Source organism: Roseibium sp. Sym1, from assembly GCF_027359675.1.
Lineage (GTDB): Bacteria > Pseudomonadota > Alphaproteobacteria > Rhizobiales > Stappiaceae > Roseibium.
Genome location: NZ_CP114786.1, coordinates 1,448,198 through 1,473,808 on the forward strand (window position 1 = coordinate 1,448,198; position 25,611 = coordinate 1,473,808).

Consider the following 25,611-nt stretch of genomic DNA (forward strand, 5'->3'; position numbering starts at 1 on the left):
CTGGTCACTGAAGCACGACCTTCGGGAAATAGAACGATACGACCCAGTTGGGTGCGTCGACGATCTCCGAAATCCTGAGGTCGCCACAGACCGAGCAAAGCATGTAGGCATCGACCGCATTGTAGCCGTGACGGGCGCACAGGAGGTCGATCATGCCGGATACCGCCGCCCGGGCGCCCTCGTAGAGGTCCTCACCGATCCCGGTGGTGACCTCGTAACCCATCTCATCGAGATGACGGGTAACCGGACCCGGGGTCTCGAAGCGCGGCATCTTCAGGTCCGCGCCCTTGATGAGGTCGAGGCCGATCACGGTGTTCATCGGACTTTCGATGGCAGTGCCGCAGACTTCGCCGTCCCCTTGCGCAGCGTGGGTGTCGCCGATGGAAAACATCGCCCCGGCGACTTCCACCGGCAGGTAGAGCGTCGTCCCGGCGGCCAGGTCCCGGATGTCCATGTTGCCGCCGACCCGGCGCGGCGGGATGATGGAGTGCAGCCCCGGCTCGGCGGGCGCCACGCCGATCGTGCCGGCAAAGGGCTTCAGGGGCACCTTGCCAAAAGGGGCAAAGGCCGCGGTTCCCAGCTTGTCCTTGTCATAGGACCAGACATGCAGCGCGGGATCCTCGAACTGGTCGGCGAGCAGGCCGAAGCCCGGAATGTTTGCTGTCCAGCCAAAGCCGGACGGCTTGAATTCATGGATCTTGACGACAAGGGCATCGCCGGGCTCGGCGCCGTCCACATGGATGGGACCGGTGACCGGATTGACCTTGCCGAAATCCATCGATGCCAAATCCCCGACGGTGCTGTCCGGGGTCAATTGCCCGGCGGAGCTGTCGAGGCACTCGAATTCCAACACCGAGCCCGGCGCCACCGTCTCGACCGGGGCATTGGAGTTGTCCCAGCCGAAATGATGCTGTGCCGCATGGATCGTGTACGAGGCCTTGCAGTTGCTGCACATGTTTTGCCCAAACTAGTCACGGTTGACGGGGATGCGCACCACCCTGGTCGCTTTCAGCATGCCAGAAGGCGGCGGCTTGACGTTCATGGTGACATATCCGGAGCGCGGCTGGCCACCCGCGATGACAAGATCCTAGAACGCATGTATTCAATGCTCTGGTGTCGCAGGCACTTGGTTCCCTGAGAAACCTCAACTCAGTCGCGCTGAAGACGCAAGAGCGCAACAAGTCGCTCCCGGCCGATCAGGCGGGCGCGTCGATCACGCTGACATGCGCCGCAACGACCCGCCAGCCACCATCCGTCCGGATCCAGGTCTGCATCTGGCGGCCGACCTTGCCCGGAGACGTGTCGCGGTAGAACAGCGTCGAGGCCGTTGCGAAGTCGGTGCCGTAGGTCGTGATGACGGTCCGGGCGAGGCTGCGCTCAAGATTGCCGCTGTCCCGCGCCGAGCGGAACGCCGCGATTTCGTCATATCCGTAGAGGTTCTCGCCGCCGCCATAGCGGATCGTTGTCGGTGCATCCAGGAAGAGGCGATCCAGTGCCGCGACGTCGTTTGTCACCAGAGCCGTCTCGTATTCCTCGAAGACCGCCTCGACCTCAGCCTTGACGGCCGCGATGTTGATGTCCATCAGTCCTGGCTCCCTGCCGCTTCCACGCGCGCACGCAATGTCTTGAGGAACGGAATGTCCCGGTATTGATCCGGCTGCACCTCGTCCCAGGCGACCCCGCGCGGCTGCGCGAAGGGCGTGCCTGTCTCGATCAGCTCGGCTTCCGTCGCAATGGCATGAAGCGCGCTGTCATGGCCCATCATCACCAGCCGGTCATTGTCGACGACCTGCGAGGAATGCACGGTTGTCGTGATCGGCGTGTCCGGTTTCAGCTTGGAAAGCTCCCGGAAGATGCCAAGTTCCAGATCGGCAAAACCGCCGCCCTTGCCCGTCCGCGCGCCCAGCCGGCTGACCGCGACACAGCCGACAACGACAAAATCCAGGAGTTCCATGTCCTCGAACTCGACCGGGTCGCCGTGTTCGACGAAACCTTGCGAGGTTGCCGCCAGCTCGAACTGGATGCCCTTCTTCACGAGCTTGTCCGGATCCAGCCGGACGAAGGGAAAGGGCTTCAGCAGTTCCGGTACGGGCGCATAGACGATCTTGCCCTCGTAGAGCGCCCTGAGACGGACCGGGATCTGCGGCGGGTCGGGATTGCACTTGACGGTTTTCGCCGCCTGCCATTGCGGCAGACGCGCGAGGTTGCGCGCCGCCAGATCCGCGCCGGCGAAGTTCGGTATGCAGCTGAAGGCCGGCCCGATGCTGGTCCCGCTTTCCTGAAGGCCGGACCAGACGTCCTGCCGGATCCTGTCCTTGTCCCGGTTCCGGCCCGCCCAGCGCGCACTGTCCATGATTGTCTCCATCAGGTCACGAGTTCCGGCCGAGTTGCCGCGACCGGTGCCTTGCAGATGCCGTCCCGTTGCAGCCGGTCGGCAATCCTGAGCGCGATGTCCTCCCGCCAGGCCGGGGCGATCACCTGAACGCCGATCGGCAGCGAGGCTGTCTCAAGCCAGACAGGCACGGCCACCACCGGCAGGCCGATGAAGGAAATCGGCTGGGTGAACAGCCCGATATTCGGCCGCGCCGGCATGGTCTCCCCGTCGAGCGTGATGGTCTTGGTACCGGAGGGAAGGGCGGAAAACGGCGTCGCCGGTGCCAGGATGGCGTCGACATGCTCGAAGATGCCGCGCATCATCGCCTGGAACCAGCTGCGGAAGCGCTGTGCCTGCTGCACCCAGACAGCGGGCACCATCGTTCCGGAAAGAAACCTGTCGCGTGTGTCCGGATCGAAGTCCCGCGGCCGGTTGATGATCCGGTCGAGATGAAGATTGGCGCCCTCCGCAACGGTGATCACATAGGCCGAAGCGCGTGCCCGCGCTGCTTCCGGAATGTCGATTTCGGCCGAGACCCCCAGCGCGGCGGCAACCGCATCGACGGCGGCAAGGGCTTCCGGCTCCGCCTTCTGCCTGAAATAGCCACCCGCGACGGCAATCCGCAGGCCGTCGATATCCTTTTTCAGCTCCCCGTGCGTTGCCAGATAAGGGCGGTCTGCCTGCGCGGGATCCTGAGGATCTCGCCCCTGGAGCGCGTCGAACACAAGTGCCAGATCCCGCGCCGAGCGGGACAGCGGCCCCAGGTGGTCGAGACTGCCGACAAAGGGATAGGTGCCGTGCCGCGACAGGCGGCCATAGGTCGGCTTCAGTCCGAACAGGCCGCAGAAGGACGACGGCACACGGATGGAGCCGTTGGTGTCCGATCCCAGCGTGACCGGCACCATGCCGCTGGCGACGGCGGACCCGGACCCGGAGGACGAACCGCCGCTCATGCGTTCCGGGTCATGCGGGTTGAGGCAATTGCCGTCGTGAGCGTTCTCGCCGGTGAAATCATAGGCGTATTCGCCCATATGCAGGCCGCCCATAAGGACGCCGCCCGCCTCACGCAATCTTCTGACGAGCGTCGCATCCGCTGTCGCCGGCGGGTTCTCCAGATTGATCTTCGACCCGGCGCGGGTCACCACGCCTTCGATATCGAACAGGTTCTTGACCGCGAAGGGCACCCCGGCCAGCGGCAGATCCGCGCCTCCGGCGATCGCGGCATCAACACTCTCGGCCTCGGCCAGCGCCCGCACCGCGGTCACGTCGGTAAATGCGTTGAACTTCGGGTTGAGCGTCTCGATCCGCGCCAGCGTCGCCTCAACGACTTCGGTTGCCTTCAGCTCGCCGGATTCGACGGCGGAAGCAATCGCGGCCGCGGTTTCAGGTACCGCGCTCATGCCTCGAACACCGGCGCGGCTTCGATGTCTTCCCCGAGCGGAAAGGACAGGACCAGCTCGGCGGCTTTCTGCGTCGCCGCGATATGGGCTTCCACCACGGGTCGCCAGTCATCCTCGATGGTCAGGCCCATGACCTTTTCCATGTGGGCGACATGCGATTTGGCGTCGAATTCAGCGCTCATGGGCACTCCGGTTATTGCTTGATTGCTTTTTCGAAGGACGCCAGCGGCGCCGTCCAGCCGACGATGCCGCCCTGCGCCCGGATCATGTCCAGCGTGGCCGCCTTGAATTCAGGGAAATAGCTCTCGGTCGCCTCCTCGATCAGGAGGCATTCGTAGCCCCGGTCATTGGCCTCGCGCATGGTTGTCTGGACGCAGACCTCCGTGGTCACGCCGGCAAAGACCAGGCTTTTCACGCCGAGCCCTTCCAGGATGAGGCCCAGCTCCGTCGCGTAGAACGCGCCCTTGCCCGGCTTGTCGATGACGGTTTCACCGGCAACCGGTGCGCAGTCGCCGATGATCTCCGCGCCCGGCTCACCCCTTATCAGGATCCGGCCCATCGGCCCGGTGTCGCCGATCCGCAATGCGGGGCTGCCGCGATCCCGCTTGGCCGGCGGACAGTCGCTCAGGTCCTGCGCATGGGTCTCGCGCGTGTGGATCACGGGCCAGCCTTGCTCCCGGAACAGCTGGAGCAGCTTCGCGGTCGGGGCGATGGCCCGCTGCATGTGGGAAATGTCGTTGCCCAGCGTCTCTCCAAAGCCACCCGGCTCGATGAAGTCGCGCTGCATGTCGATGACAACCAGCGCGGTTGTCGCGGGGTCGAAGGTGAACTCGAAGGGCGCGGCGTCGACGCTGATCATCAGTGATGCCCCGCCATGGCGTGGCCGATCGTGGCCCTGTCAGTTTCCGCCATCGGCGACTGATAGGTGATCCTGCCTTCGGACATGACCGCGACCGTATCCGCCAGTTCCAGGATTTCGTCGAGATCCTCGGACACCAGAAGAATGGCGGCGCCACGGTTGCGCTGATCCATGATCTGCGCCCGGATCTCGGCAACGGAGGCGAAATCCAGCCCGAAACACGGATTTGCGACAATCAGGACATCGACCTCGCCGGAGAGTTCCCGGGCCAGGATCGCGCGCTGCACGTTGCCACCGGAAAGGTTCTCGATCGGCTCTTCGGTCGAGGGGGTCTTGACCCGGTAGGCGGCGATCAGTTCACGTGCACGCCTGCGCATCGGCGGCGGCGACAGCCAGCCCCTGAAAGGCGAGATCGGCGTCTTGTCGAAGGTCCGGAAAGCCATGTTTTCCGCAACGCTCATGCGCGGCACCGCCACGTTCTTCAAGGGCTCCTCGGAGAATCCGAACACCTTGAACCGGTCCATCTGCTCCCGTTCCGGCTCGTAGGGCTTCTTGTCGATGAAGATCCGTCCGTCCTTCAGCACGCGCTGTCCGGACAGGACCTCGATCAGCGCGGACTGGCCGTTGCCCGAAACACCCGCAATGCCGAGGATCTCGCCCGCATGGATCTTCAGGCTGATCGCCTCGATCGCCGGCAGTTCCGCGTCGTCATCGGCAAACAGGCCGGCGAGCTCCAGCTTCAGGGCCTTGTCCGGCTGTTCTGCACGGGCCGCGCTTTCGCGGATCTCCGTTTCACCGATCATCATGTGGCTCATCTCCTCGACGGAGAGATCCTTGACCCGGCCGCTGCCGACGACGCGCCCGCGCCGCAGCACCGTGACGTCATCCGCATAGGCGGTCACTTCCCGGAACTTGTGGGTGATCATCAGGATGGTGAGCTCACCGGCTTCGGTCATGCCGCGCAGAAGCCCGAGCACCTCGTCCGCCTCGTCCGGCGTCAGCACCGACGTCGGTTCGTCCAGGATCAGGAAACGCTGATCCAGGTAGAGCTGTTTGAGAATTTCCAGCTTCTGCTTTTCGCCGGCGGAGAGGCCCGAAACCGGAACATCCAGCGGCACCTTGAAAGGCGTTGTCTCGAGAAACGCATTCAGCGCCTTTCTTTCCGCCTTCCAGTCAATCACCGCGGGCGTGTCCGCCCTGGCGATAACAAGATTTTCCGCTGCCGTCAGGGACGGAACCAGCGTGAAATGCTGGTAGACCATGCCGATCCCGAGCGCATGCGCGGCCCGCGGATTGGGAACCTCGACCTGTCTGTCGTCGACCAGCATCGAGCCGCTCGTCGGCTGGTAGAACCCCATCATGCACTTGACCAGCGTCGACTTGCCCGCACCGTTCTCGCCCAGCAGCGCGTGGAAGGATCCGGGCGTTACCCTGATCGAGACATCGTCCAGCGCGGTCAGGCTGGCAAAGACCTTGGTCATGCCGATGGTTTCGACGCCGATGGCCCTTGGTTCCGGTGCGACTGTTTCCGCGACACTCATCCTGCGGCCTCCCCCGAAGCGATCCGCAATCCGGCCAGTAACGTCCCGCTGTCGGCGACGGCACCGAACACCCCGCCCTGCATGGTCACCATCTTCAGGGCCGCCGCGTGATTGCCCGGATCGGTCGCCGCGCAGCAATCCGACAGGATCAGGCATTCGAAGCCGCGGTCATTGGCCTCGCGCATGGTGGTGTGCACGCAGACATCGGTGGTGATGCCGGTCAGGACAAGGTTGTCGATGCCCCGTGTCCTGAGCAGCAGCTCCAGGTCGGTGGCGCAGAAGGACCCCTTGCCCGGCTTGTCGATGATCGGTTCGCCGTCTGCGGGCGCAAGTTCGGGAATGATCTCCCAGCCGGGCTCGCCCCTGACCAGGATCTTGCCGCAGGGGCCCGGATCGCCGATGCCGGCACCGATCTGGCGGGAGCGCCAGCGCTTGTTGGCGGGCAGGTCGGCCAGATCCGGGCGGTGCCCTTCGCGCGTGTGGATGATGTGATATCCGCCGGCCCGCATGGCGACGAGCACCTTGCCGATCGGCTCGATCGGTGCCCTCGTCAGCCCGATGTCGTAGCCCATGCTGTCGACATAGCCGCCCTTGCCGCAGAAGTCTGTCTGCATGTCGATGATGATCAGTGCCGTGTTGTCGGGCCTGAGGTCGCCGTTATAGGGCCAGGCATAGGGATCTGCCTTGACCTGGCCCGTGGTCTCGTCCGGCGTAAAGGATTGCGCAAGGCTCATGCCGGTCACTCCGCTGCGTCGCTGAGGGCGTTTTCGCCGAAGCGGCGCACCGGTTTCTCGAAGCCGCAGGAAGTGCCGTCCGTGTGCAGGACCTCGTCCTCCCAGGGCAGGCGGTAGCGGCCGGCGGCCAGATCGGTCATGTAGGTGTAGGGGCAATCCTGGGCCCCGCCCTTCACCGCGACATAGCCGCGATGTCCGAACTGGTAGATGTTGTTTTCCACCCCCCAGTTGATCCGGGCCTCACGCACCAGGTCCGGACGAACCTCGGCCGTGATGATCTCGTTCGGCCGGCCGCTGGTGCCATGGGCCAGGATGGTGCCGTCGAAATTGACGATCATGCCTTCACCCATGCTGTCGAAGGTACCGTCCGTGCCGCACATGCAGACATTGGCGGTCACCATGAGATTGCAGAAGGCGTTGGACTGGTTGGTGAATTTCCAGCTGTCGCGGATCGGGGCCGTGTAGCCGGCCGTCCGGATCATGATTTCCGCACCCTTGTAGGCGCATTCGCGGGCCATCTCCGGGAACATGCCGTCATGGCAGATGATCAGCGCCATCTTGCAGCCGTTCGGACCGTCGATCACCGGGATGCCCTGGTCGCCCGGTTCCCACGGTTCCACCGGAACCCAGGGATGCATCTTGCGGTAATAGAGCTTCAGTTCGCCCGTGTTGTCGATGATCAGGCCGGAGTTGTAGGGCATGCCACCCGGGTTCAGTTCCATGATGGAGAAGCAGCCCCAGATGTCGTTGTCGACACAGGCCTGCTTGAAGGCGGCGACTTCCGGACCGTCGAGCGTGCACATGATGTCAGGGTTGGTGTCCATCGACAGGCCGTGCAGCGCGTATTCCGGAAAGACGACCATGTCCATGGTCGGCATGTTGCGCCGCGCCTTGGCCACCATGTCGACGATCACCTGTGTCTGGTTCGCGAGATCGATCTCGCTCACCACGGTCGGCAGCTGCAGTTGCACCATGCCCAGGACCACACCGTTCGGGGCTTTGTTCAATCCTCCAAGTCCGCTCATTTCGTGGCTCCTTATTTGGTGATCGAGAGTTCGCCCGGCGCGCCCTTGAGCGACCGTCTGGGCGAGGTGCTGGCAATCATGATCAAGAGGGTGAGGATGTAGGGCGCGGCGTTGAAGAAGTGGTAGCCGCGTGAGATGCCGATGGACTGCAGGGCAGGGCCGAGCGCGCCTGCCGCACCAAAGAGCAGCGCCGCCCAGAAGCAGGCAATCGGGTTCCACCTGGCGAAGATCACCAGCGCGACGGCCATCAGGCCCTGACCCGATGACAGGCCCTCCGTCCAGCTGCCCGGATAATAGAGCGACAGGAAGGATCCGCCGATGCCGGCGAAGAACCCGCCCGCCATGGTCGACAGCAGCCGGACCTTGTCGACATTGATGCCGAGCGCCAGCGCCGCCGGTGCGCTGTCGCCGGTTGTGCGGATCGTCAGGCCGTAGCGGGTGTTCTTGAGCGCCCACCACAGGAACACCGCCAGTGCGATGCCGAGCAGGAACAAAGGATTGATTTCCAGCGCCTGGCGCACGCCCGGATGGTCGCTCCACGCCCCGAAGGAGATCGAGGGCAGGCGCGGCGCGGACGGCTGGATATAGGCCTTGCCGAAAAAGAAGGCGAGGCCGGTGCCGAACAGCATCAGGGCAATGCCGATGGCGATGTCGTTGACCTTGGGCAGCTTGCACAGATAGCCGTGCAGGGCGCCGAAACCCGAGCCGCAGACCCCCGCGACCAGCACGCCGAGCCAGGGCGAACCCGTGTGATAGGAAATCGCGTAGCCCGACATGGCGCCGAAGACGAGCGTGCCCTCGAGGCCCAGATTGATGCGGCCGGATTTTTCCGTCAGCATTTCACCCAGACTGACGAACAGGAACGGGGTCGAAACCCGGATGGCTCCGGCGAACATCGCCAGAAGCACGGTCATGAGGCCGGCGTCGCCGCTCATTGGACAGCTCCCTTCGACTTGAAGATGGAAAAGCGTCCGTAGAAGGTTTCAGACACCAGGATGACCAGGAACAGCAGCCCCTGCAGGACCAGCACCGTCGCGTCCGGCAGATCCATGCGCCGCTGGATCAGCCCGCCCGAGGCAGCGATGCCTCCGAGGAAGATGGCCACGGGGATGATCACCAGCGGATTGTGGCGTGCGAGAAACGAAACAAGGATCCCGGTGAAGCCGTAGCCCGCGATCAGCGAGGCATTGGCCTTGCCGTGGATGGCGGCGACCTCGAAGAAACCCGCCAGACCGGCACAGGCTCCGGCGATCGCGCAGGACACCACCACCAGCCGACCGACCGGCAGCCCCTGCGCCTGCGCGGCCCTCAGATTGCCGCCGGCGATCTGGGCTGCGAACCCGAACGTGGTGCGGTTCATCAGAAGGAAGAGCAGCCCGCACAGGACGACACCGACCAGCAGGCCCCAGTGGACATCCGTTCCGGGAATGGCGCCGATCATGTTTTCGGAGCCGATCGGCCTGGTCGACGGCTTGTTCGGGTCGGAGGGATCGCGCAGCGCGCCCTCGACGAAAAAGTTCAGGATCGAGACGGCAATGTAGAACATCAGCAGCGAGGCGATGGTCTCGTTGACGCCCCGATAATGGCGCAGGGCGCCGACGCAGCCGATCCACAGGCCGCCGGCGAGCATGGCGGCAATCGCCATCACGCCGAGCAGGAGGAAGCCCGGCGCCCAGTCGACCATCGGAATGGCGATCGCGGCGGCAGCGAAACCGCCAAGCACCAGCGCGCCCTCGCCGCCGATGATGACGAGACCGAGCCGCGCCGGAATGGCCACGCACAGAGCCGTGAAAATGAGCGGTGCGGAGCGCACCAGCGTGTTCTGCCAGGAAAAGCTGGTGCCGAAACCGCCGCGCCAGACCAGGGAAAAGAAGTCCGCCGGAGACTTGCCGAGCGCGAGCAGGAAGACCGAGAACAGGATGCCCGAAAAGATCAGCGCCAGGAGCGGTATGACCACATATTCCGCCGAGCGACGGACCCTGTCCAGGACGTCGGCCGCGAGGCTGGATTGAACGGTTATGCCGGGCGTTTCCGTGGTATCTGCCATACCTTTTCCCTGAAGATTGGGCTGGCGCCGCGCAATTCGCCGGCAGCCGCACCGAGGTCCTGGCCGCACCGGCGGCCCGTTTGCCAACGGGTTCGTCCGGTGCGGCCGTTTCTTGCGATCAGGTAATCGAGCCGATCACGCCCTCGATCAGGTAGTCGGTCTGGTCGAGTGAAGGTTCGTAGTTGTCGAGGCTGGCGCCTGCGGCCAGCAACGGCGAGCCGTCCTGCTTGTTGATCGGTCCGACGAAGATCGGCTTGCCGGCCTTGACGTCGGCCCGGGCCGCATCGGCAGCGGCAATCGCGGCTTCCGTGGCGCCGGCGCCATAGGGTGTGGAGCGCACGAAATCGACGTCGAAGCCGCCACCGGTGAAGTTCGGCAGGGGCTCGCCCTCGGCAAGGTCCGTGGCGAACATCTTGTAGATGGTCTCCCACTTGTATTCCGCGCCGGTGATGAAGCCGTTCGGCGCCAGCGGTGCCTGGGACGCGTTGTGGCCGCAGCACTTGATGCCGCGCGATTCAGCGGTTTCGATCACCACCTTCGGGCCGTCGACATGACAGGTGAGAACATCGCAACCCGCATCGACAAGCGCGTTGGCAGCCTCTGCCTCGCGCACCGGCATCGACCATTCGCCGGTGAAGATCACCTGGACAGTGGCTTCCGGATTGACCTTGCGGGCGCCCAGAAGGAAGGAGTTGATGTTGCGCAGAACCGTACCGATCGGCTTGGCGGCGACAAATCCGAGCTTGTTGCTGGCCGTCGACAGGCCGGCGGCAACGCCGTCCACGTAATGCGCCTGATCGAGATAACCGAAATAGCTGCCCGCGTTCTTCGGATCGCCTTCGGTCCAGAGCGGCGCGGCGTGGCGGAACTCCACGTCGGTGTATTTCGCGGCGAGATCCAGGACGAACGGCTTGTAGTAGCCGAAGGATGTCGCGAAGATCAGCTTGGCGCCATCCAGGTTGATCATGGATTCCATCGACTTCTGGACCGCGATCGTCTCCGGCACGTTCTCTTCCTCGACGACCGTCACGCCCGGCACGTCCTTCAGGGCGGCGGCGGCGACCGCATGGGCCTGGTTCCAGCCGAAGTCGTCGCGAGGACCGACATAGACGATGCCGACCGTCAGGTCGGATGCGTGCGCCAGCCGCGGCAACCCGGCCGAGGACAGTGCCGCAAGGCCTGCCGCGGATGATTTCAGGATGCTTCGACGTGAGAATTCGAATTTCGACATGACGTCCTCCGTATTATGACAAAGCCATGCGGAACCCGCGCGCCTCGTCTTGCCTTTGCTTAAATTTAGCAATCCCTGTGCCAACTCCCCGTGTTCCGGGCTCATCGACCCGAACTTGATCAAGGTGCTGACTTTTCGATGTTTTTCTCTTTCCTTCCCCAGAGCCCGGGCGAACACCTCAAGCCTTTTCAACCCTTGGGGCACATCAGAGTTGCCCAATATTTCATCATTTGTGTTTTTTGATTATTTTTTGTCCATTCAGGTATCCTTGCCCAAGGCGGTCTTCACCGGTTCGTAACTCGCATCGAGCCTGGATTTCAGGTAGCCGGCCCCGGAGACCGGCGCGTATTTCGGACGCGCACCAGCTTCCAGACAGCTGGGCAGACAGGCGACCTCGGCGTCCGGGTTCGGGTCCAGGAAGAACGCGATGGAATAGCGTTCAAGACCGCTCGAATTGACCACCCGATGGGGTGTCGACACGTAGACATCGTTGGTCCAGCGCATCAGGCAGTCGCCGATATTGCAGACGAAGGCACCGTCTATTGTGGGCGCCTTGAGCCAGACACCATCGCGCCGGCGCACTTCCAGTCCGCCGACGGCATCGGGAAGCAGGATTGTGATGTTGCCGTAGTCCGTGTGGGTTCCGGCACCGATCTGCCCCTTCTCCGCAGCCGCGGGCTGCGGCGGATAGTGAAGCAGGCGAAGTGTGGCCATCGGCGCGTCGAGCTTGTCCTCGAAATAGTCGGGCTCCGCGCCGAGATCCGCCGCCACCGCCCGGTGCATGGCCCGGCCGAGTGCCCAGACCGCGTTGAAATAGGCCAGAACGACGTCCTTCCAACCGGGCAGGTCGGGCCATAAATTGACGGCCCGGAACGGTTCTCCGGCAACGATCCTCGGATCGTCTTCGGCAAGGTCCAGACCGATATTGAAGGCTTCCTTCAGGTCGGATGGCTGGGTCGGATCGAGGTTCTCCCCCTTCATCGGCACGTAGCCGCGATTGGTTTTGAAGAAATCCTTCGTCAGCGCCATCTTGGCATCGAGCGGCTGCGCGAAGAGTTCATGGGCCGCTGTAAAGACCTTTTCGATCAGGGCCTGGTCGACCCCGTGGTTCTTCACGTAGAAAAATCCGGTCTCGCGCGCCGCACGGCCGATCTCCGCCGCGACGGTCTCCAGACCGCCGGGCGCTCCGCTGACCATCGGTTCCAGGTCGACAATCGGAAGGTTGAGGTCAGCCATGCCGCGTTCCGCTCCCAACGCTCATTCGGCCGCCGCGACCGGCTGGGCCGCCGTAGCGGTTGCGATGAATTTCCGCCAGCTGCCGAGATGGGAAATGTTCTCCGCTCCCTCGATCCCGGCAGCTTCACAAATGAAACCGGTCACGCTGGTTCCGTCGGAGAGTTCGACGGTGCCCAGACCGAGCGGCGCCGGGATACCCGCCAGGAAACCGCCGACTTCGGTCGCCGGCACTGCCCAGATTTCCAGCTCGATCGGATTGCCGGACCCGGCTGGACCGCGCACGAGACCCGGCCGTTTCGGCGGACCGCCGGCAAGCGCATAAAGGCAATAGGCGTCGCTGGTTTCGGCGCTCTTGAGGAAGCGCGCACCGCGGCCCGTCAGCTCGCCGTTCAGCGCCATGCCGGACATGTGCGCGCCGCAGACCGCGATGGCGATTTCGCCGGTATCCGGAACCGGCAGAAGATCCGCAGGCGCGGGCAAGGCCCAGCCGGTCGCGCCGAGCGCGTGCGGTGCCAACTGCTCCAGCCGGCTGCCGACGGATGCCAGGAAGCCGTCGCGGCCGGCGGGCGCCAGCAGGGTCACATTTCCGGGGCGCCCATCGGAGCGCGGCGCCACCGGCACGGCAAGGCCGCACATGTCCAGCAGGTTGACGAAATTGGTGTAGGTGCCGTTGCGCGAATTCGGACCGACCGGGTCGGCCTCAAGGTCCGCCACGCTGTAGAAGGTCGGCATGGTCGGCACGCACAGAAGGTCCAGGTCGGCCAGGACGGGCTCCGTCTTGCGGGCGAGTTCCTTCAGCCGGTAGAAACCCCGGAAGGCATCGGTCGCGCTCAGGTCCAGTGCCGCCCCGACGATCTTGCGGGTTACCGGGTGAACGGCTTCGAGATTTTCATTCATCAGCTCCTCGATGACCGTATGGCGTTCGGCCACCCAGGCCCCCTCGTAGAGCATGTGCGCGACATCGTAGAAGGGCGTGAAATCGATCTCGACGATCTCCGCGCCCTCCGCTTTCAACAGCGCCACCGTGTCGCGGAAGGACTGTTCCTGAACGGCATCGCCGCAAAACTCGATGGAGCCTTGATCCGGAATACCGATCCGCAGCTTGGAAGGCACCGGCGACATGTCCGGCGTGGCGATGTCCCGCGAATAGGCGTCGGCCTCGTCATATCCGGCGGCTGCCTGGTAGGCGGTATACGCATCCTCCACGGTCAGGGCGAAGATCGAAATCGTGTCCAGTGTCCGGCAGGCGGGCACAACCCCGGTTGCCGACAAGGCGCCAAGCGTCGGCTTCAGGCCGACAATGTTGTTGAGCGCCGCGGGCACGCGGCCGGATCCGGCCGTGTCCGTGCCGAGCGAGAAACCGACAATGCCGTGGCCGACCGCGACAGCCGAGCCGGACGAGGAGCCACCCGGTACGATGGCAGGATCGACGGCATTTTTCGGTGGCTGGTAGGGCGAGCGCACGCCGACCAGTCCGGTCGCGAACTGGTCGAGATTCGTCTTGCCGATCAGGAGCGCGCCGGCCTGCCGCAATTTCCTGACGACAAAGGCGTCTTCCCCCGCCTGATACTCGTAGGCCGGACAGGCCGCCGTGGTCGGCTTTCCACCGGCATCGATATTGTCCTTGATGACAAAGGGAATGCCCCAGAGCGGTTTCGACGCGTCAAAGGCTCCGAGTTCCGCGGCCTGTTCCAGCACCTCCCGCTTGTCGAGGAGGTGAATGAAAATGCCGGGATCACCGACGGCATCGATCCGCCGGTAAACTTCCTCGACAATGTCCGCGGGGCTGGTTCCGCCGGAATAGGCGGACTTCAGGGACGAAAGCGTAAAGGGAAGATCGAACATTTTTGTCCTCAATGTCTCTTGTTCTCATTCGGCGGCGGAGCTGGTCGGCTCCGAAAGGGCAGGCGGCGCGGGGGCCGCCGCCAGCAATTCCTGTGTGTAGGGATGGGACGGCCTGTCCATGACCTGCGCGGACGGCCCCGCCTCGACGATCTCGCCGTCGCGCATCACGATGACGTGGTCGCAGAGCAGGCGCACGACATGCAGGTCGTGGCTGACGAAGAGATAACTGATGCCGAGCCTGGCCCTGAGGTCGACCAGCAGGTTGAGCACGATCGCCTGGATGGACACGTCCAGCGCCGCGGTCGGCTCGTCCAGGATGAGGAAGTCCGGATCGACGGCAATCGCCCGGGCAATGCCGACGCGCGCCTTCTGGCCTCCCGACAGCTGATGCGGAAACCTGTCGAGCAGGGGACGCGGCAGACCAACCAGATCCGCCAGCTCGTCGATACGTGCCTGACGCTGTTTGCCTGACAGGCCCGTCAGGCGCGCCAGAGGTTCGCCGATGGAATGGCGCGCCGTGTGGCGGGGATTGAAGCTGTCGGTGGCGTCCTGGAACACCATCTGGATCGACGCCCTTCGGGGATCGCGGGCAAAGTCCTTTGCGGGTGTTTTCGCCAGATCCTCGCCGTTGAACAGAATTTCGCCGCTGGTCGGATCGGCAAGGCGCACGAGAATGGAAGAGGTCGTCGACTTGCCGCAGCCGGACTCGCCCACGAGACCGACGCTCTGGCCTTTCCTGACCGAGAAGGAGATCCCCTTGACCGCATGAACGGGCCCGGATTTGCCCTGGTAGGTTTTCACCAGGTCCCGGACTTCCAGAAGAGGCATGTCAGAGGCCGGCAGGACCGGTGCCGGCGTGCGCAGGTCCGCGGGCAACAGCGAACGAACGGAAGCTCCGGCCCGCGGCGTGGCGTCGACCAGCTTGCGCGTATAGGCGTGCCCGGGCGCCGTGAACAGGCGCGCCGCGTCGCCTTCCTCGACGACTTCGCCGTCCTTCATCACCACGATCCGGTCGCAATATTGCGCGGCGAGGCCGAGGTCATGCGTGATCACCATGGCGCTCATGCCCCGTTCGGCGATCAATTCCGCGATCAGGTCCATCACCGCCTTCTGGGTGGTGATGTCGAGGCCGGTGGTCGGCTCGTCCGCGATCAGGAGCTTGGGGTCGCAGGCGAGCGCGAGCGCGATGACGATGCGCTGGCACATGCCGCCGGAAAGCTCGAACGGATAAGCGTTGTAGCGCGCTTGCGGGTCGCGGATCTTGACCGCCTCCAGCGCCTTGATCGCCTCCGCGCGCGCATTGGACCGGGTCGCCTTGGCATGGCGGCGCAGCACATCCTCGATCTGGTGCCCGACCTTGCGGATCGGGTTGAGCGCCGCGCGCGGGTTCTGGAAGATCATGGAAATTTCCCGGCCGCGCAGGTCCCGCATCGCGTTTTCCCTGACGCTGCAGAGGTCGATGCCGCCATAGGTCAGCGCGCCGCCGGCGATGCGGCCATTGCTCTCCAGGAGCCGCATCAGCGCGTAGGATGTGACCGACTTGCCGGATCCAGATTCGCCGACAATGCCGAGAACTTCGCCCTTGGCGACCTCCAGCGACACGCCGCGCACCGCGTCGACGTCGCCGCGCCGGGTCTTGAAGGAGACTTTCAGATCCTTGATCGACAGTAGGCTCATGAGCGTTGCCGGGGGTCGACAATGTCGCGCAGCCCGTCTCCCAGGAGGTTGAAGGTGAAAACGGCGAACATCAGTGCAAATCCGGGAAAGATCGCCAGCCACCATTCGCCGGAGACAATGAAGTTGGCGCCTTCCGCGACCATGATGCCCCATTCCGCCGTCGGCGGGCGCACGCCGAGGCCGATGAAGCTCAGACCGGCGGCGTTCAGGATCGCCCAGCCCAGGTTGAGCGACACCTGCACCATCATCGGCGGCAGCGCGTTCGGGAAGATGTGCAAGGCCAGCACGCGAACATCGGAATTGCCGGCCAGCTTGGCCGCCTGCGCGAAACCGGCGTCCCGGCGGATGTTGACTTCCGCCCTGACCAGCCTTGCGTAGAAGGGAATGTTGATGACGGCGGTGGCATAGACGATATTTTCCACCGTGTTGCCCAGCGCCGCGACGATGCCCATGGCCAGGACGAACAGGGGAAAGGCCATGATCGTATCGAACAGGCGGTTGAGCACCGCATCGATCCAGCCGCCCCAGTAGCCGGCAACGCTGCCGAGGATCGAGCCGATCAGGAAGGACAGGGCCACGGCGGCGACGGAAATCGCCAGATCCAGCCGCGTGGCCACGATCACCCGGCTGAAAACGTCCCGGCCCAGATTGTCGGTGCCGAACCAGTGGTCCAAAGACGGCGGCTGAAGCGCCAGCGCCGCATTCGAGGCCATCGGATCGTAAGGCACAAGCACGGGCCCGAGGACCGCCGCGACCAGAAGAACCGCGAACATGGCGAAAGCCAGCAGGGTCACCGGGTTGGAGCGCAGCACGTAGCCGACATGCGCAAGCGCGCCGTCGGGCTGGCTGGCAGATGCGGGCGTGGCGGTGACATCACTCATTTGGTTTCAAATCCGATGCGGGGGTCGATGAGCGTGTAGGTGAGATCGATCACCAGGTTCAGCGCGACGAACAGAAGCGCCATCGCCAGCACAAAGCCCTGGACGGCGGCATAGTCGGAGACCACAAGCGCCTCGACCGCATAGGAGCCGATGCCGGGCCAGGCAAAGACCTTTTCCACCAGCACATTCGCTCCGAGCGTGAAGGAGAACACCATGCCGAGCGTGGTGATGACCGGCAGGAGCGCGTTGCGGAAGGCATAGGTGAACAGCACCTTGTCCTCGGTGAGACCGGCCGCGCGCGCGGTCCGGATGTAGTCGGAAGAAAGCGCACTCAGCATCGCCGCACGGGTCATCCGCGCCAACGGCGCCAGGGTGAACAGGGCCAGCGTCGTGGCCGGCAACACCAGCTGCTTGAGCGCGCCGGTCCATGTTTCCCAGTCGCCGGCAATGGCCGCGTCGATCAGGTAGAAGCCGGTGACATGGTCCGGTTCGATATAGATGAAGTCGAGCCTGCCCAATGGCGAGGGGGCGATGCCGAGCAGGTAGTAGAAAACGTAGATGAGAACCACACCGGTAAAAAAGGTCGGCAGCGATACCCCTGCCGTAACGAGCACCCGGCACAGGTGATCGACTGCCGACCCGGGGCGTGTTGCTGCCAGCACGCCAAGCGGAATGGCGATGCTGCAGGACAGCAGCAGCGCCGTGAGTGTGAGTTCAAGGGACGCCGGCAACCGGTTGGCCAGGTCCTGCAGGACCGGCTGTCCCGTGGACAGCGAGTTGCCGAGATCGCCGGTCAGAATGTCCCCGGCATAGATCAGGAACTGTTCGGCCAGCGGCTTGTCGAGCCCGAGCGCCGTCCGGATTTCCGCGATCGACTGTTCGTCGGCCGCGGCACCGGCGAAATAGACGGCCGGGTCGCCGGGAAGGGCGCGGGTCAGCAGGAAGCTGACCACGACCACCCCCAGGATCACGGGAATGGCATGTGTGATCCTTAGCCCGATTGTCGACAGGCGACCGGCCATCTGCGTCAGACCTTCTTCAGGCCGCGGACATCGAGCTGGCGGTGGAACCAGTACTCGTAGCCCTCGAGGCTGCGCGTACCGACATTGAGCGCCGGCTGCCACAGGGCGATGCGCGGCACCTCGTCCCAGACGATCTCGATCATGCGCTTGATCTTGGGCGCATAGTCCGCGTCCTCGACCGACATGTGCAGCGCTTCCGGCGTCAGGGTCTCGATCTCCTCGTTCCGGTAGTTGGACGAGTTGAACAGATGGCCTTCCTGGTAGGCCCAGAAGAAGTAGTAGCAGGGATAGTTCAGCCAGCCGCCGAAGGTTTCCAGATGCAGCGGCAGGCGTTTTTCGACCAGCGAGGCCGTACGCCAGTTGGCCCCCGGGATCTTCTCGATGGTGGCCTTGATGCCGATCTTCGCGAGGTTTTCCTGGATCAGCAGGGCGGCCGGCTCCATCCAGTCGCTCTGCGACAGGTCGATGGACAGCGGCACTTCAAAGCCATCGGCATAGCCGGCTTCCTCCAGCAGCGCCTTGGCCTTGTCGAGATCCGTGGAATAGGGAAATTTCTGCGGCCAGGCGATATCCGCCGGTGTCGCGGAAGGTCCGCCCCACATGGGCGCGCCCCGGCCATAGGCGGCGGTCTGGAAGACTTCCTCGTAGGGCACCGACCAGGCGATTGCCTGCCGCACCTTCTTGTCCTTGAAAGGCTCGAAGGAAAGGTTCGGGCACAGGCAGTAGATCGCGTTCTCGATCGGTGTCGTGGCAACCGTGATGTCTTCGGTGCCGGACAGTTCCTTCGCATCCTTGTTGGGCATGTTGAAGGACATGTTGACGTCGCCGCGCTCCAGCAGCGCCCGCCGCGTGGCCGGGCTCGGAACCTCGCGCAGGACAACGCGCTTGACCGCCGGGACGGGACCGGAGGTCCAGTCGTCATTGCGCTCGTAGACCAGCTGCTCGCCCGGCTTCCAGGACGCCACCTTGAAGGCGCCGGACCCGGCCGGGGTCTTGTGGAGATATTCCATCGCCCAGGGATCGTCATCAGTCGCGTGCTCGCGCGCCACCTTGGCATTGATGATCATCGGCACCGGAACCGCCAGATCCGGCAGGGTCAGCTTGGACTTGCGCAGAAGGTTGATCTTGAAGGTGAACTCGTCGACGACCTCGAACTGCTCGGGCTTCTCAAGCGAGCCGGCCTTCATCTGCACCGTCGGGAACCCGCCGACGCTGACGGCGCGGTCGAAGGACCATTTCACGTCCTCGGCGGTGATCGGTGAGCCGTCCTGGAATTTGCCTTCCGGGCGCAGCTTGAAGACGATCGCCATGCCGTCATCGGTGAATTCCCAGCTTTCGGCCACTTCCGGCTCGATCACCGAGTAGTCGTAGGACAGGCTGCCATCCTCGAGCGTCTTGGTGCCGAAGCTGACCAGGCGATCGTAGACATTCACGGCCACCTGGTAGCTCGGACGGTTCGTACCCGTGCGATGAATGTCCAGGCTGTTGATGGTCTGGCCGGTCACGGCCACCACCACATCACCGCCGGCGGCGGAAGCCGGCAGCACCTTCAGGAATGGCAATGCGGACGCCCCGAGCACCGTTGCTCCGGCGCCTGTCAGGAACCCGCGGCGTGAAGTTTCATAGGTCATGTCGATCCCCTCTTGGAAGGAAAGGGGTGAAAGGCCCTTCCCATTGGGGGTCACGATGCGCGTCTTTGGTGAGTACTTCTATTGCTATTTTTGCACCTTTGTGCTTCAAAATTTGCAGCGCCAAATATAAGGCATTGAAAATGAAACACCTTCAAACGCTGAAGCTGATCGATGCGGTCACCAAGGCCGGCTCCATCCGCAAGGCCGCCGAGGACATGAACATCACCTCGTCCGCCTTGAACCGGCGCATCCTGGGATTTGAAGAGGAATTCGGCGCGCCCATCTTCGAACGCCTGCATGGCGGCGTCCGCCTCAATCCGGCCGGCGAACTGCTCATTCAGCATATCCGCGGACAGTTGGCAGACCTCGACCGTGTCCGCAGCCAGGTGGCCGACCTGTCCGGCCTGCGCCGCGGCCATGTCAGCATTGCCTGTTCCCAGGCGATCCAGCCCTATTTCATGCCGGCCCAGATCGCAGCCTACCGGGCGGAACATCCCGGCGTTTCCTTTTCCGTCCATGTGCGCGACCGGGATGCGGCGGAAGAGGACCTGCGCGCCTTCGAAAGCGACCTGGCGCTGGTTTTCGAACCGGTCCACCTCGGCGATTTCGACGTGCTGCTGTCGGTGGAACAGCCGGTCTACGCGGTCATGGCCAGGGACCATCCCCTGGCATCCAAGGAAAGACTCCGCCTGCGCGATTGCCTTGGCTATCCGCATGTCGTTCCACCCAAGCGCATAGGCATCCGCTACCTGCTCGACATCGCGGTGGCGAACATGAGCCAGAAGATGGAACCGATCGCGGAGGCCGATTCCTTCGAATTCATGCGCCACTACGTCCAGCAAGAAGCCGCTGTCGGCTTCCAGTTTCCCATCGGACTGAACCTCTTCGGAGACGACCGTCTGACCTTCCGTCCGCTCGCCAAGGAAGACGTGCCCCATGGCAGCCTGACCCTGATGCAGATGCGCGGCCGCACCCTGTCGGTCGCCTCGGCCCGGTTCGCCAATCAGCTTGCAGCAGCGCTGAACAGCCTGCCGAACGAGCTGCTCAGGCTTGCCCGGCAATCGCGTTGAAACGATAGGCCGTCCGGTTTTCTTCCGGGTAACGGGCGTCGAACCAGCGCGCCATGTGCTGAACCAGCGTCGCCGTCCGTTCCCGCGCCTCTGTTTCGGTCGAGGAAAGCGGCGCGGACAGCATTGCCCCGATTTCCTCGAACACCGCGTCCCGGTCGATCGAAATCACCTTGCCGCCGGAAACAACCTTCCGGCCGCCGACAAACACCGACTTTGCAGCCATCTGCCGGCTGCGTTGCAACAGCGCGTCGATCAGGGGCATCCGGTCATCGACGAACGGACGGGCGATATCGCTCCAGTCGACCAGGACGACATCAGCTGCCTTGCCGACCCCGAGGCGCCCGATGCGACCGGCAAAGCCGGTGGTCGATGCGCCATGTTCGGTCGCCATTTGAAAGACATGTCCGGCGGACGGGCGGAAGGTATTCAGTCCCGGCTCCCGGTGCAGCGCCCAGGCCAACCGCATTTCCTGCAGCATGTCGCGGTCGTCATTGATGCCGGCCTGATCGATGCCGAGACACACCGGCACGCCTGTCCCGATCATCTCGTTGACCGGGGCGACACCGCTGGCGAGCCGCAAGCCGGAGCTGGCGTTGTGACAGATCGTGCAACCGCACTCGCGAACAAGGTCAAGGTCATTCGCGTCAAGCCAGATACCGTGACCAAGCGTGAGGTTGCCGGTCAGGCAGCCGAGATCGGCGAGATGGCGGATCGCCGACTTGCCATAGGTCGTTCTGGCGAATTCCGCCTGCAGCCGGGTTTCCACCAGGTGCATGTGGATCTTCGAGCCGGTACGTTTCGCGGTGTCGAAAATCGCGGTCAGGCAATCGTCGGTGCACCAATGCAGGTTGGCCGGTGCGAGCTGCCAGGAGACACCGTCCGGATCCGCTTTCGACCAGACCGTCTTCCGGGCCTCGAACCAGTTCATGTAGGACGCGACCGGCGCCTTGTTCGCGGCAAGCTTCGGCCGCCAATAGGCCGCGTCCTCCTCCGGGAGACCGGTGAGAAACGGTTCGTCATCCTCGTGAACAAGCTGGTTGCGGTCCCGGATCATGAAGGAAAAGGAGACCCGCATGCCGATGTCGCGATAGGCGCCGATCACCTTGTCCGAAAGATCCGTCCAGCTGTCCAGATCGCCTGTCAGCCCGGGATGAATATGCTGGACCGTCGTCGTGCCCGATTCCAGCATCTCGATGGCCGAATAGAGCGTGTCGAGCCGGTGCCCGACATAGCGCATGCCCCGGAATTGCGGCAACCAGAGCTCCAGCGGCCCATAAGGCACGCCGAGCTGGAAGGGCGTCAGTCCGGAATGGTGATGGCCGTTGACGAGACCGGGAAAGGCGATGGCATCCGCGGAACCTTCGACCGGCAGGTCGGGGTGGTCTGCCGCGAGTTCCGCAAACGGCTTCACCGCGACGACGACACCGTCGCGGACATGGATGCCTCCGCCTTCAAGCACCTCTTCCCGCAGGGTTTCGTCAACGCCCGCGATCGTGGCGCGGGAGCGGATCAGGAATTCGCGGCCGTCCGGTTTCTCGTTCATGTCCCCTTGCCCGAGGTTGAGGGAGCGCCGCTGGCCGCGTCGAGGAAACGCTCTTCCCACCAGGTGAACAGGATGTCCCTGAAAGCGGCGCCGTCGTCGTCGCCGTAGAGATCCCGGCGGGCATGCTGGTCGAACAGCGCCCATTCCCTGTCGTCGAGTTCCAGGACGACGTCCTCCTCGACGATCGGTGTGTTGGCGAACTCCGGCACGTAGTCCGGATCAGCGACAAGCTCGCGCGTCGCCTTGATGCGGGCATTGCGAAACTGGGCGGGTGTGCGCTGGCTCTTCATGGACGGCACGTCCGGCACGGCGGCAAGGTCGGCCTCATTCGCCTCGAAGATCCGGATCCGGACCGGCTTCAGCGCGAAATTGCTGGTCCGCATGATGTCCGCGCCGCAGACGTTCGGAATGGCGAGCACGTCCATCATTGCGAGGAGGTCGACATGATCGCCCTTGGCGGTGTTCTGCCGGGTGATGGTCGCGCGCCCGTCGCGTGCGACTTCCGTGCACATGAAGAAGTTGAAGCTGTCATGAACGTCATCCGGCGTCAGGCCGTATTCGCGCTGCGCCTCGGCCTGGATGTCATGGCAATTGGTGTGCACGTCGAAACCGTAGGCGCTTTCATAGAGAAAGGCGCTGCACCTTGGAAACAGCACGTCGTTGCGCCGGACCGTGTCCTTCAGGATATACAGCATGGCGTTTTCGCGCGGCGGCGCCGACCAGAGAAAATCGCCTTCGCTCGGATTGAAGCCGTGCACCGTTCGGGTGCGGCCGCAATGCATGAATTCCTTGTAGTCATGCAGGTTGAAGCAGTTGAAGTCGACGCACTGGTTGCCGACCGCCTGCTCGATCCTGAGCACCTGTCCCTTGCGCAGTTCGAAGGCCTTGCCGGTTCCCGGTTCCAGGATCCGCTCCTCGATCAGCCGGCGCCCGGCCTCCTGCTGCTCTTCGGCTTCCATGACGGCGTCAGTCATCGGTTCTGCCTCCATGGCGCTCTGCATATTCCGTCAGGGCGAGCCGCAGAAGCTGCTCCCGGTCCTGTGCCAGTCCACCGGCAATCGTCCTGTCGACCAGTTCCATCTGCTGCTGGTTGAGCCGAACGACGACCCTGTGCCGCTGCGTATCTCCGGAAGCCATACCCACCTCTTTTGTATACTTAAATATCTATTTCAGTATCCATGAATTCAAACTCACGCTTATTCAGCGCCAAGCGTTTTCATGGAAACCAACGTTTCACCCTAGGATAGACGGGGGAAACGAAAACAGAGAAGCGCAAGTTTTAGGCAGATGCCGCCTTAAATTCAGTCATCTTGTATACTTGATTTGTGACTTCTTGCATACTTTACTGATCGCAACATCAGGAACGAGTGCCGAGATGAAAAAGCCGCCCCGTGTTGAAATCGTCTATCGCGCCCTGCGCCAGGCCATCATCGAGCAGGACCTTGCGCCGGGCACGAAGCTGCCGGAGGACGAGATCGGCGTTCCGTTCAACATCAGCCGCACGCTCGTCCGCCAGGCGCTTGCCCGGCTGCAAAGCGACGGCCTGGTTGACACCGGCGGCAAGAAGACCGCGACCGTGGCACGGCCCAGCCTGGCGGAATCCAAGGATGTCTTCCGTGTACGCCGCGCTCTGGAGCGCGAGGTCATCCGGATCGTCGCGGAAACCTGGTCGCCGGCGCATGGCGCCGCGCTGGAAGGTCATGTCCGCAAGGAAGATGCTGCCCGCGCGGCCGGCAACGAGCGCATTTCAGTACGCCTTGCCGCGGAGTTTCACATCCTGCTCGCCGAGCTGACGGAGAACCCGGTGCTGATCGGCTACATCACGCAGCTGGTGTCGCGCTGCTCGCTGATCCTGGCGCTTTACGGCCGCCCCCACGCCACGGATTGCGCCGTCAATGAACACCGGGACGTTGTCACTGCGCTCAGGGAAGGCAATGTCGACGAGGCGGTGCGGCTGATGGACCATCACGTCAGCCTGGTGGAAAGCCGGGCCCTCAACGACGAGGACAGGAGCGGTCCCGCACTTTCGGAAATTCTCAGCCGGCACGCCGGCGAGATCGAAGCCGACCAGGTCACCGACGCCATCACCTTTCCGGGCGGAAACAGGAAACAGGGGACCTAAACCGGCGCGGGGCGAACACCCGCGCCACCAGAATCTGGGAGGAGCGGCAGGATTGCCCTGCCGCAAGCAGCTGACCGGAAACCGGCAGCCGTTTAGAAGCCGCTTCAAGCGGACACACGAAACATCAGATTGCAGCAGCCCGATCAGGGTTGCCACTCCCTGGCGCAGGCCCGCGGAGAACGGGAAAGCTTTGCGCCGACAGACCTTCGAGAGGGGAACGGTATGAACAGCATCACATTCAACCGCCGGACATTCCTGGCCGGTACAGGCGGGCTGGCGCTCGCCGCGTCAACATCGGGCCTCGCCCGCGCGGCCGCCACCACGATCGGCATGATCTATGTCGGTCCGCGGGACGATTTCGGCTGGAACCAGGCACACGCGGTCGCGGCCCAGGCGCTCAAGGACATTCCGGACGTGACCGTTGTCGAGGAAGAAAACGTGCCGGAGACCAATGCGGTCACCAAGTCGATGGAATCCATGATCCAGCTCGACGGCGCTTCCCTGCTGTTTCCGACAAGCTTCGGCTATTTCGATCCCTTCATGATCGAGACGTCAAAGAAATATCCGGACGTGGAATTCCGCCACCCGACCTCGCTCTGGTCCGCAGACAAGCACCCGGGCAATCTCGGCGGCTATTTCTGCTATCTCGACCAGGCCCACTACGTGAACGGCATTGCCGCCGGCCTGTCGACCAAGTCGAACAAGATCGGTTTCATCGCGGCCAAGCCGATCTCGCTGGTCCTGCGCAACATCAATGCCTTCACGCTCGGCGCGCGCAAGGTCAATCCGGACGTCAAGGTGCAGCTGATCATCACCGGCGAATGGTCCCTGCCGGTGCGCGAGGCCGAAGCGGCGAACGCGCTGGTCGACGCGGGCTGCGATGTCATCGCATGCCATGTGGACAGCCCGAAGGTGGTCATCGAGACGGCGGAAGCGCGCGGCGTGAAGAGCTGCGGCCACAATGCCGACCAGTCGCCGCTGGCCCCCAACGGCTTCATCACCGGTGCCGAACTGAAATGGGGCACCGTCTACACCGCCTATGCGGAGCTGATCCAGAAGGGCGAGAAGCTGCCGAACCTCAACGAGGGCGGTTACGACAAGAACATGGTCGCCTCGACCGCCTTCGGCGCGGGCGCCAGCGACGAGGCCAAGTCGGCCGCGATGGGCGCGATCGAGGAGCTCAAGGGCGGCGCGCCGATCTTTGTCGGTCCGCTCAAGGACAACACCGGCAAGGTCGTCGTGGAAGGTACGCTCGGCCTCTATGACGGCGCACTCTGGGGCACGGACTATCTCATCGAAGGTGTCGAGGGATCGATCACGTAGGCATCGACCGGACAGGGTCCTCAGAAGGAAAACCGGCCCGCTCTGGAAGC

24 protein-coding genes are annotated in these 25,611 nt (G+C 63.8%); 3 read left to right on the forward strand and 21 right to left on the reverse strand.

Annotation, left to right across the window (positions count from 1 at the left end):
- Positions 1-4 precede the first annotated feature (4 nt).
- The 18 genes from O6760_RS06525 to O6760_RS06610 form a co-directional block, all read right to left on the reverse strand.
- The gene (locus O6760_RS06525) at positions 5-955 is read right to left on the reverse strand and encodes an acetamidase/formamidase family protein (protein ID WP_269584680.1); all 951 of its coding nucleotides are present in this window, start codon (positions 953-955) and stop codon (positions 5-7) included.
- Between the two features lie 241 nt (positions 956-1,196).
- Positions 1,197-1,583 carry an oxalurate catabolism protein HpxZ gene (gene hpxZ, locus O6760_RS06530; protein ID WP_269584681.1) on the reverse strand — a complete coding sequence of 129 codons (387 nt, stop codon included), beginning with the start codon at positions 1,581-1,583 and terminating at the stop codon, positions 1,197-1,199.
- Positions 1,583-2,353: a 5-formyltetrahydrofolate cyclo-ligase gene (locus tag O6760_RS06535; RefSeq protein WP_269584682.1), complete on the reverse strand. Its 771-nt coding sequence runs from the start codon at positions 2,351-2,353 to the stop codon at positions 1,583-1,585. The genes hpxZ and O6760_RS06535 overlap by 1 nt, the downstream gene beginning before the upstream one ends.
- Positions 2,354-2,364: 11 nt before the next feature.
- Positions 2,365-3,774 carry an AtzE family amidohydrolase gene (locus O6760_RS06540; RefSeq protein WP_269584683.1) on the reverse strand — a complete coding sequence of 470 codons (1,410 nt, stop codon included), beginning with the start codon at positions 3,772-3,774 and terminating at the stop codon, positions 2,365-2,367.
- Positions 3,771-3,956 carry a DUF4089 domain-containing protein gene (locus O6760_RS06545; protein ID WP_269584684.1) on the reverse strand — a complete coding sequence of 62 codons (186 nt, stop codon included), beginning with the start codon at positions 3,954-3,956 and terminating at the stop codon, positions 3,771-3,773. The genes O6760_RS06540 and O6760_RS06545 overlap by 4 nt, the downstream gene beginning before the upstream one ends.
- A gap of 11 nt (positions 3,957-3,967) precedes the next feature.
- Positions 3,968-4,633 carry a cysteine hydrolase family protein gene (locus tag O6760_RS06550; RefSeq protein WP_269584685.1) on the reverse strand — a complete coding sequence of 222 codons (666 nt, stop codon included), beginning with the start codon at positions 4,631-4,633 and terminating at the stop codon, positions 3,968-3,970.
- Positions 4,633-6,174, reverse strand: coding sequence for an ABC transporter ATP-binding protein (locus O6760_RS06555; RefSeq protein WP_269584686.1), 1,542 nt, complete (start codon positions 6,172-6,174; stop codon positions 4,633-4,635). The genes O6760_RS06550 and O6760_RS06555 overlap by 1 nt, the downstream gene beginning before the upstream one ends.
- Positions 6,171-6,908, reverse strand: coding sequence for a biuret amidohydrolase (gene biuH / locus O6760_RS06560; protein WP_269584687.1), 738 nt, complete (start codon positions 6,906-6,908; stop codon positions 6,171-6,173). Before biuH ends, O6760_RS06555 begins: the two co-directional genes overlap by 4 nt.
- Before the next feature lie 5 nt (positions 6,909-6,913).
- The gene (locus O6760_RS06565) at positions 6,914-7,933 is read right to left on the reverse strand and encodes a formamidase (protein ID WP_269584688.1); all 1,020 of its coding nucleotides are present in this window, start codon (positions 7,931-7,933) and stop codon (positions 6,914-6,916) included.
- 11 nt (positions 7,934-7,944) lie between these two features.
- Positions 7,945-8,868 (reverse strand): ABC transporter permease, encoded by a 924-nt coding sequence (locus O6760_RS06570; RefSeq protein WP_269584689.1) that lies wholly within the window; start codon positions 8,866-8,868, stop codon positions 7,945-7,947.
- Positions 8,865-9,980, reverse strand: a complete 1,116-nt coding sequence (locus O6760_RS06575) for an ABC transporter permease (protein ID WP_269584690.1) — start codon at positions 9,978-9,980, stop codon at positions 8,865-8,867. Before O6760_RS06575 ends, O6760_RS06570 begins: the two co-directional genes overlap by 4 nt.
- Positions 9,981-10,098: 118 nt before the next feature.
- Positions 10,099-11,211, reverse strand: coding sequence for a BMP family ABC transporter substrate-binding protein (locus O6760_RS06580; RefSeq protein ID WP_269584691.1), 1,113 nt, complete (start codon positions 11,209-11,211; stop codon positions 10,099-10,101).
- A gap of 258 nt (positions 11,212-11,469) precedes the next feature.
- Positions 11,470-12,447 (reverse strand): isopenicillin N synthase family dioxygenase, encoded by a 978-nt coding sequence (locus tag O6760_RS06585; protein ID WP_269584692.1) that lies wholly within the window; start codon positions 12,445-12,447, stop codon positions 11,470-11,472.
- A 21-nt stretch (positions 12,448-12,468) separates the two neighbouring features.
- Entirely contained in the window at positions 12,469-14,292 is a 1,824-nt protein-coding gene (gene atzF, locus O6760_RS06590; protein WP_269584693.1) for an allophanate hydrolase, read from the reverse strand.
- 24 nt (positions 14,293-14,316) lie between these two features.
- Positions 14,317-15,969: a dipeptide ABC transporter ATP-binding protein gene (locus tag O6760_RS06595; RefSeq protein WP_269584694.1), complete on the reverse strand. Its 1,653-nt coding sequence runs from the start codon at positions 15,967-15,969 to the stop codon at positions 14,317-14,319.
- Positions 15,966-16,850, reverse strand: coding sequence for an ABC transporter permease (locus O6760_RS06600; protein WP_269584695.1), 885 nt, complete (start codon positions 16,848-16,850; stop codon positions 15,966-15,968). The genes O6760_RS06595 and O6760_RS06600 overlap by 4 nt, the downstream gene beginning before the upstream one ends.
- Positions 16,847-17,872 carry an ABC transporter permease gene (locus tag O6760_RS06605; protein ID WP_269584696.1) on the reverse strand — a complete coding sequence of 342 codons (1,026 nt, stop codon included), beginning with the start codon at positions 17,870-17,872 and terminating at the stop codon, positions 16,847-16,849. Before O6760_RS06605 ends, O6760_RS06600 begins: the two co-directional genes overlap by 4 nt.
- Before the next feature lie 5 nt (positions 17,873-17,877).
- On the reverse strand, positions 17,878-19,503 hold the full coding sequence (locus O6760_RS06610) for an ABC transporter substrate-binding protein (RefSeq protein WP_269584697.1): 1,626 nt from the start codon (positions 19,501-19,503) through the stop codon (positions 17,878-17,880).
- A gap of 140 nt (positions 19,504-19,643) precedes the next feature.
- Between O6760_RS06610 and O6760_RS06615 the strand changes: the two genes are divergently transcribed.
- Entirely contained in the window at positions 19,644-20,573 is a 930-nt protein-coding gene (locus O6760_RS06615) for a LysR family transcriptional regulator (RefSeq protein WP_269584698.1), read from the forward strand.
- Here O6760_RS06615 and O6760_RS06620 read toward each other — a convergent pair.
- The 3 genes from O6760_RS06620 to O6760_RS06630 are packed head-to-tail and all read right to left on the reverse strand — an operon-like array spanning position 20,548 to position 23,253.
- On the reverse strand, positions 20,548-22,116 hold the full coding sequence (locus tag O6760_RS06620) for an amidohydrolase family protein (RefSeq protein WP_269584699.1): 1,569 nt from the start codon (positions 22,114-22,116) through the stop codon (positions 20,548-20,550). The two genes, O6760_RS06615 and O6760_RS06620, sit on opposite strands and share 26 nt — an antisense overlap.
- Positions 22,113-23,090, reverse strand: coding sequence for an urea carboxylase-associated family protein (locus O6760_RS06625; RefSeq protein ID WP_269584700.1), 978 nt, complete (start codon positions 23,088-23,090; stop codon positions 22,113-22,115). The genes O6760_RS06620 and O6760_RS06625 overlap by 4 nt, the downstream gene beginning before the upstream one ends.
- Complete coding sequence (locus O6760_RS06630; RefSeq protein ID WP_269584701.1) at positions 23,083-23,253, reverse strand: hypothetical protein; 171 nt, start codon at positions 23,251-23,253, stop codon at positions 23,083-23,085. Before O6760_RS06630 ends, O6760_RS06625 begins: the two co-directional genes overlap by 8 nt.
- Before the next feature lie 238 nt (positions 23,254-23,491).
- Here O6760_RS06630 and O6760_RS06635 point away from each other — a divergent pair, with 238 nt between their 5' ends.
- On the forward strand, positions 23,492-24,238 hold the full coding sequence (locus tag O6760_RS06635; protein ID WP_269584702.1) for a GntR family transcriptional regulator: 747 nt from the start codon (positions 23,492-23,494) through the stop codon (positions 24,236-24,238).
- A 222-nt stretch (positions 24,239-24,460) separates the two neighbouring features.
- The gene (locus tag O6760_RS06640; protein WP_269584703.1) at positions 24,461-25,561 is read left to right on the forward strand and encodes a BMP family ABC transporter substrate-binding protein; all 1,101 of its coding nucleotides are present in this window, start codon (positions 24,461-24,463) and stop codon (positions 25,559-25,561) included.
- Positions 25,562-25,611 lie beyond the last annotated feature (50 nt).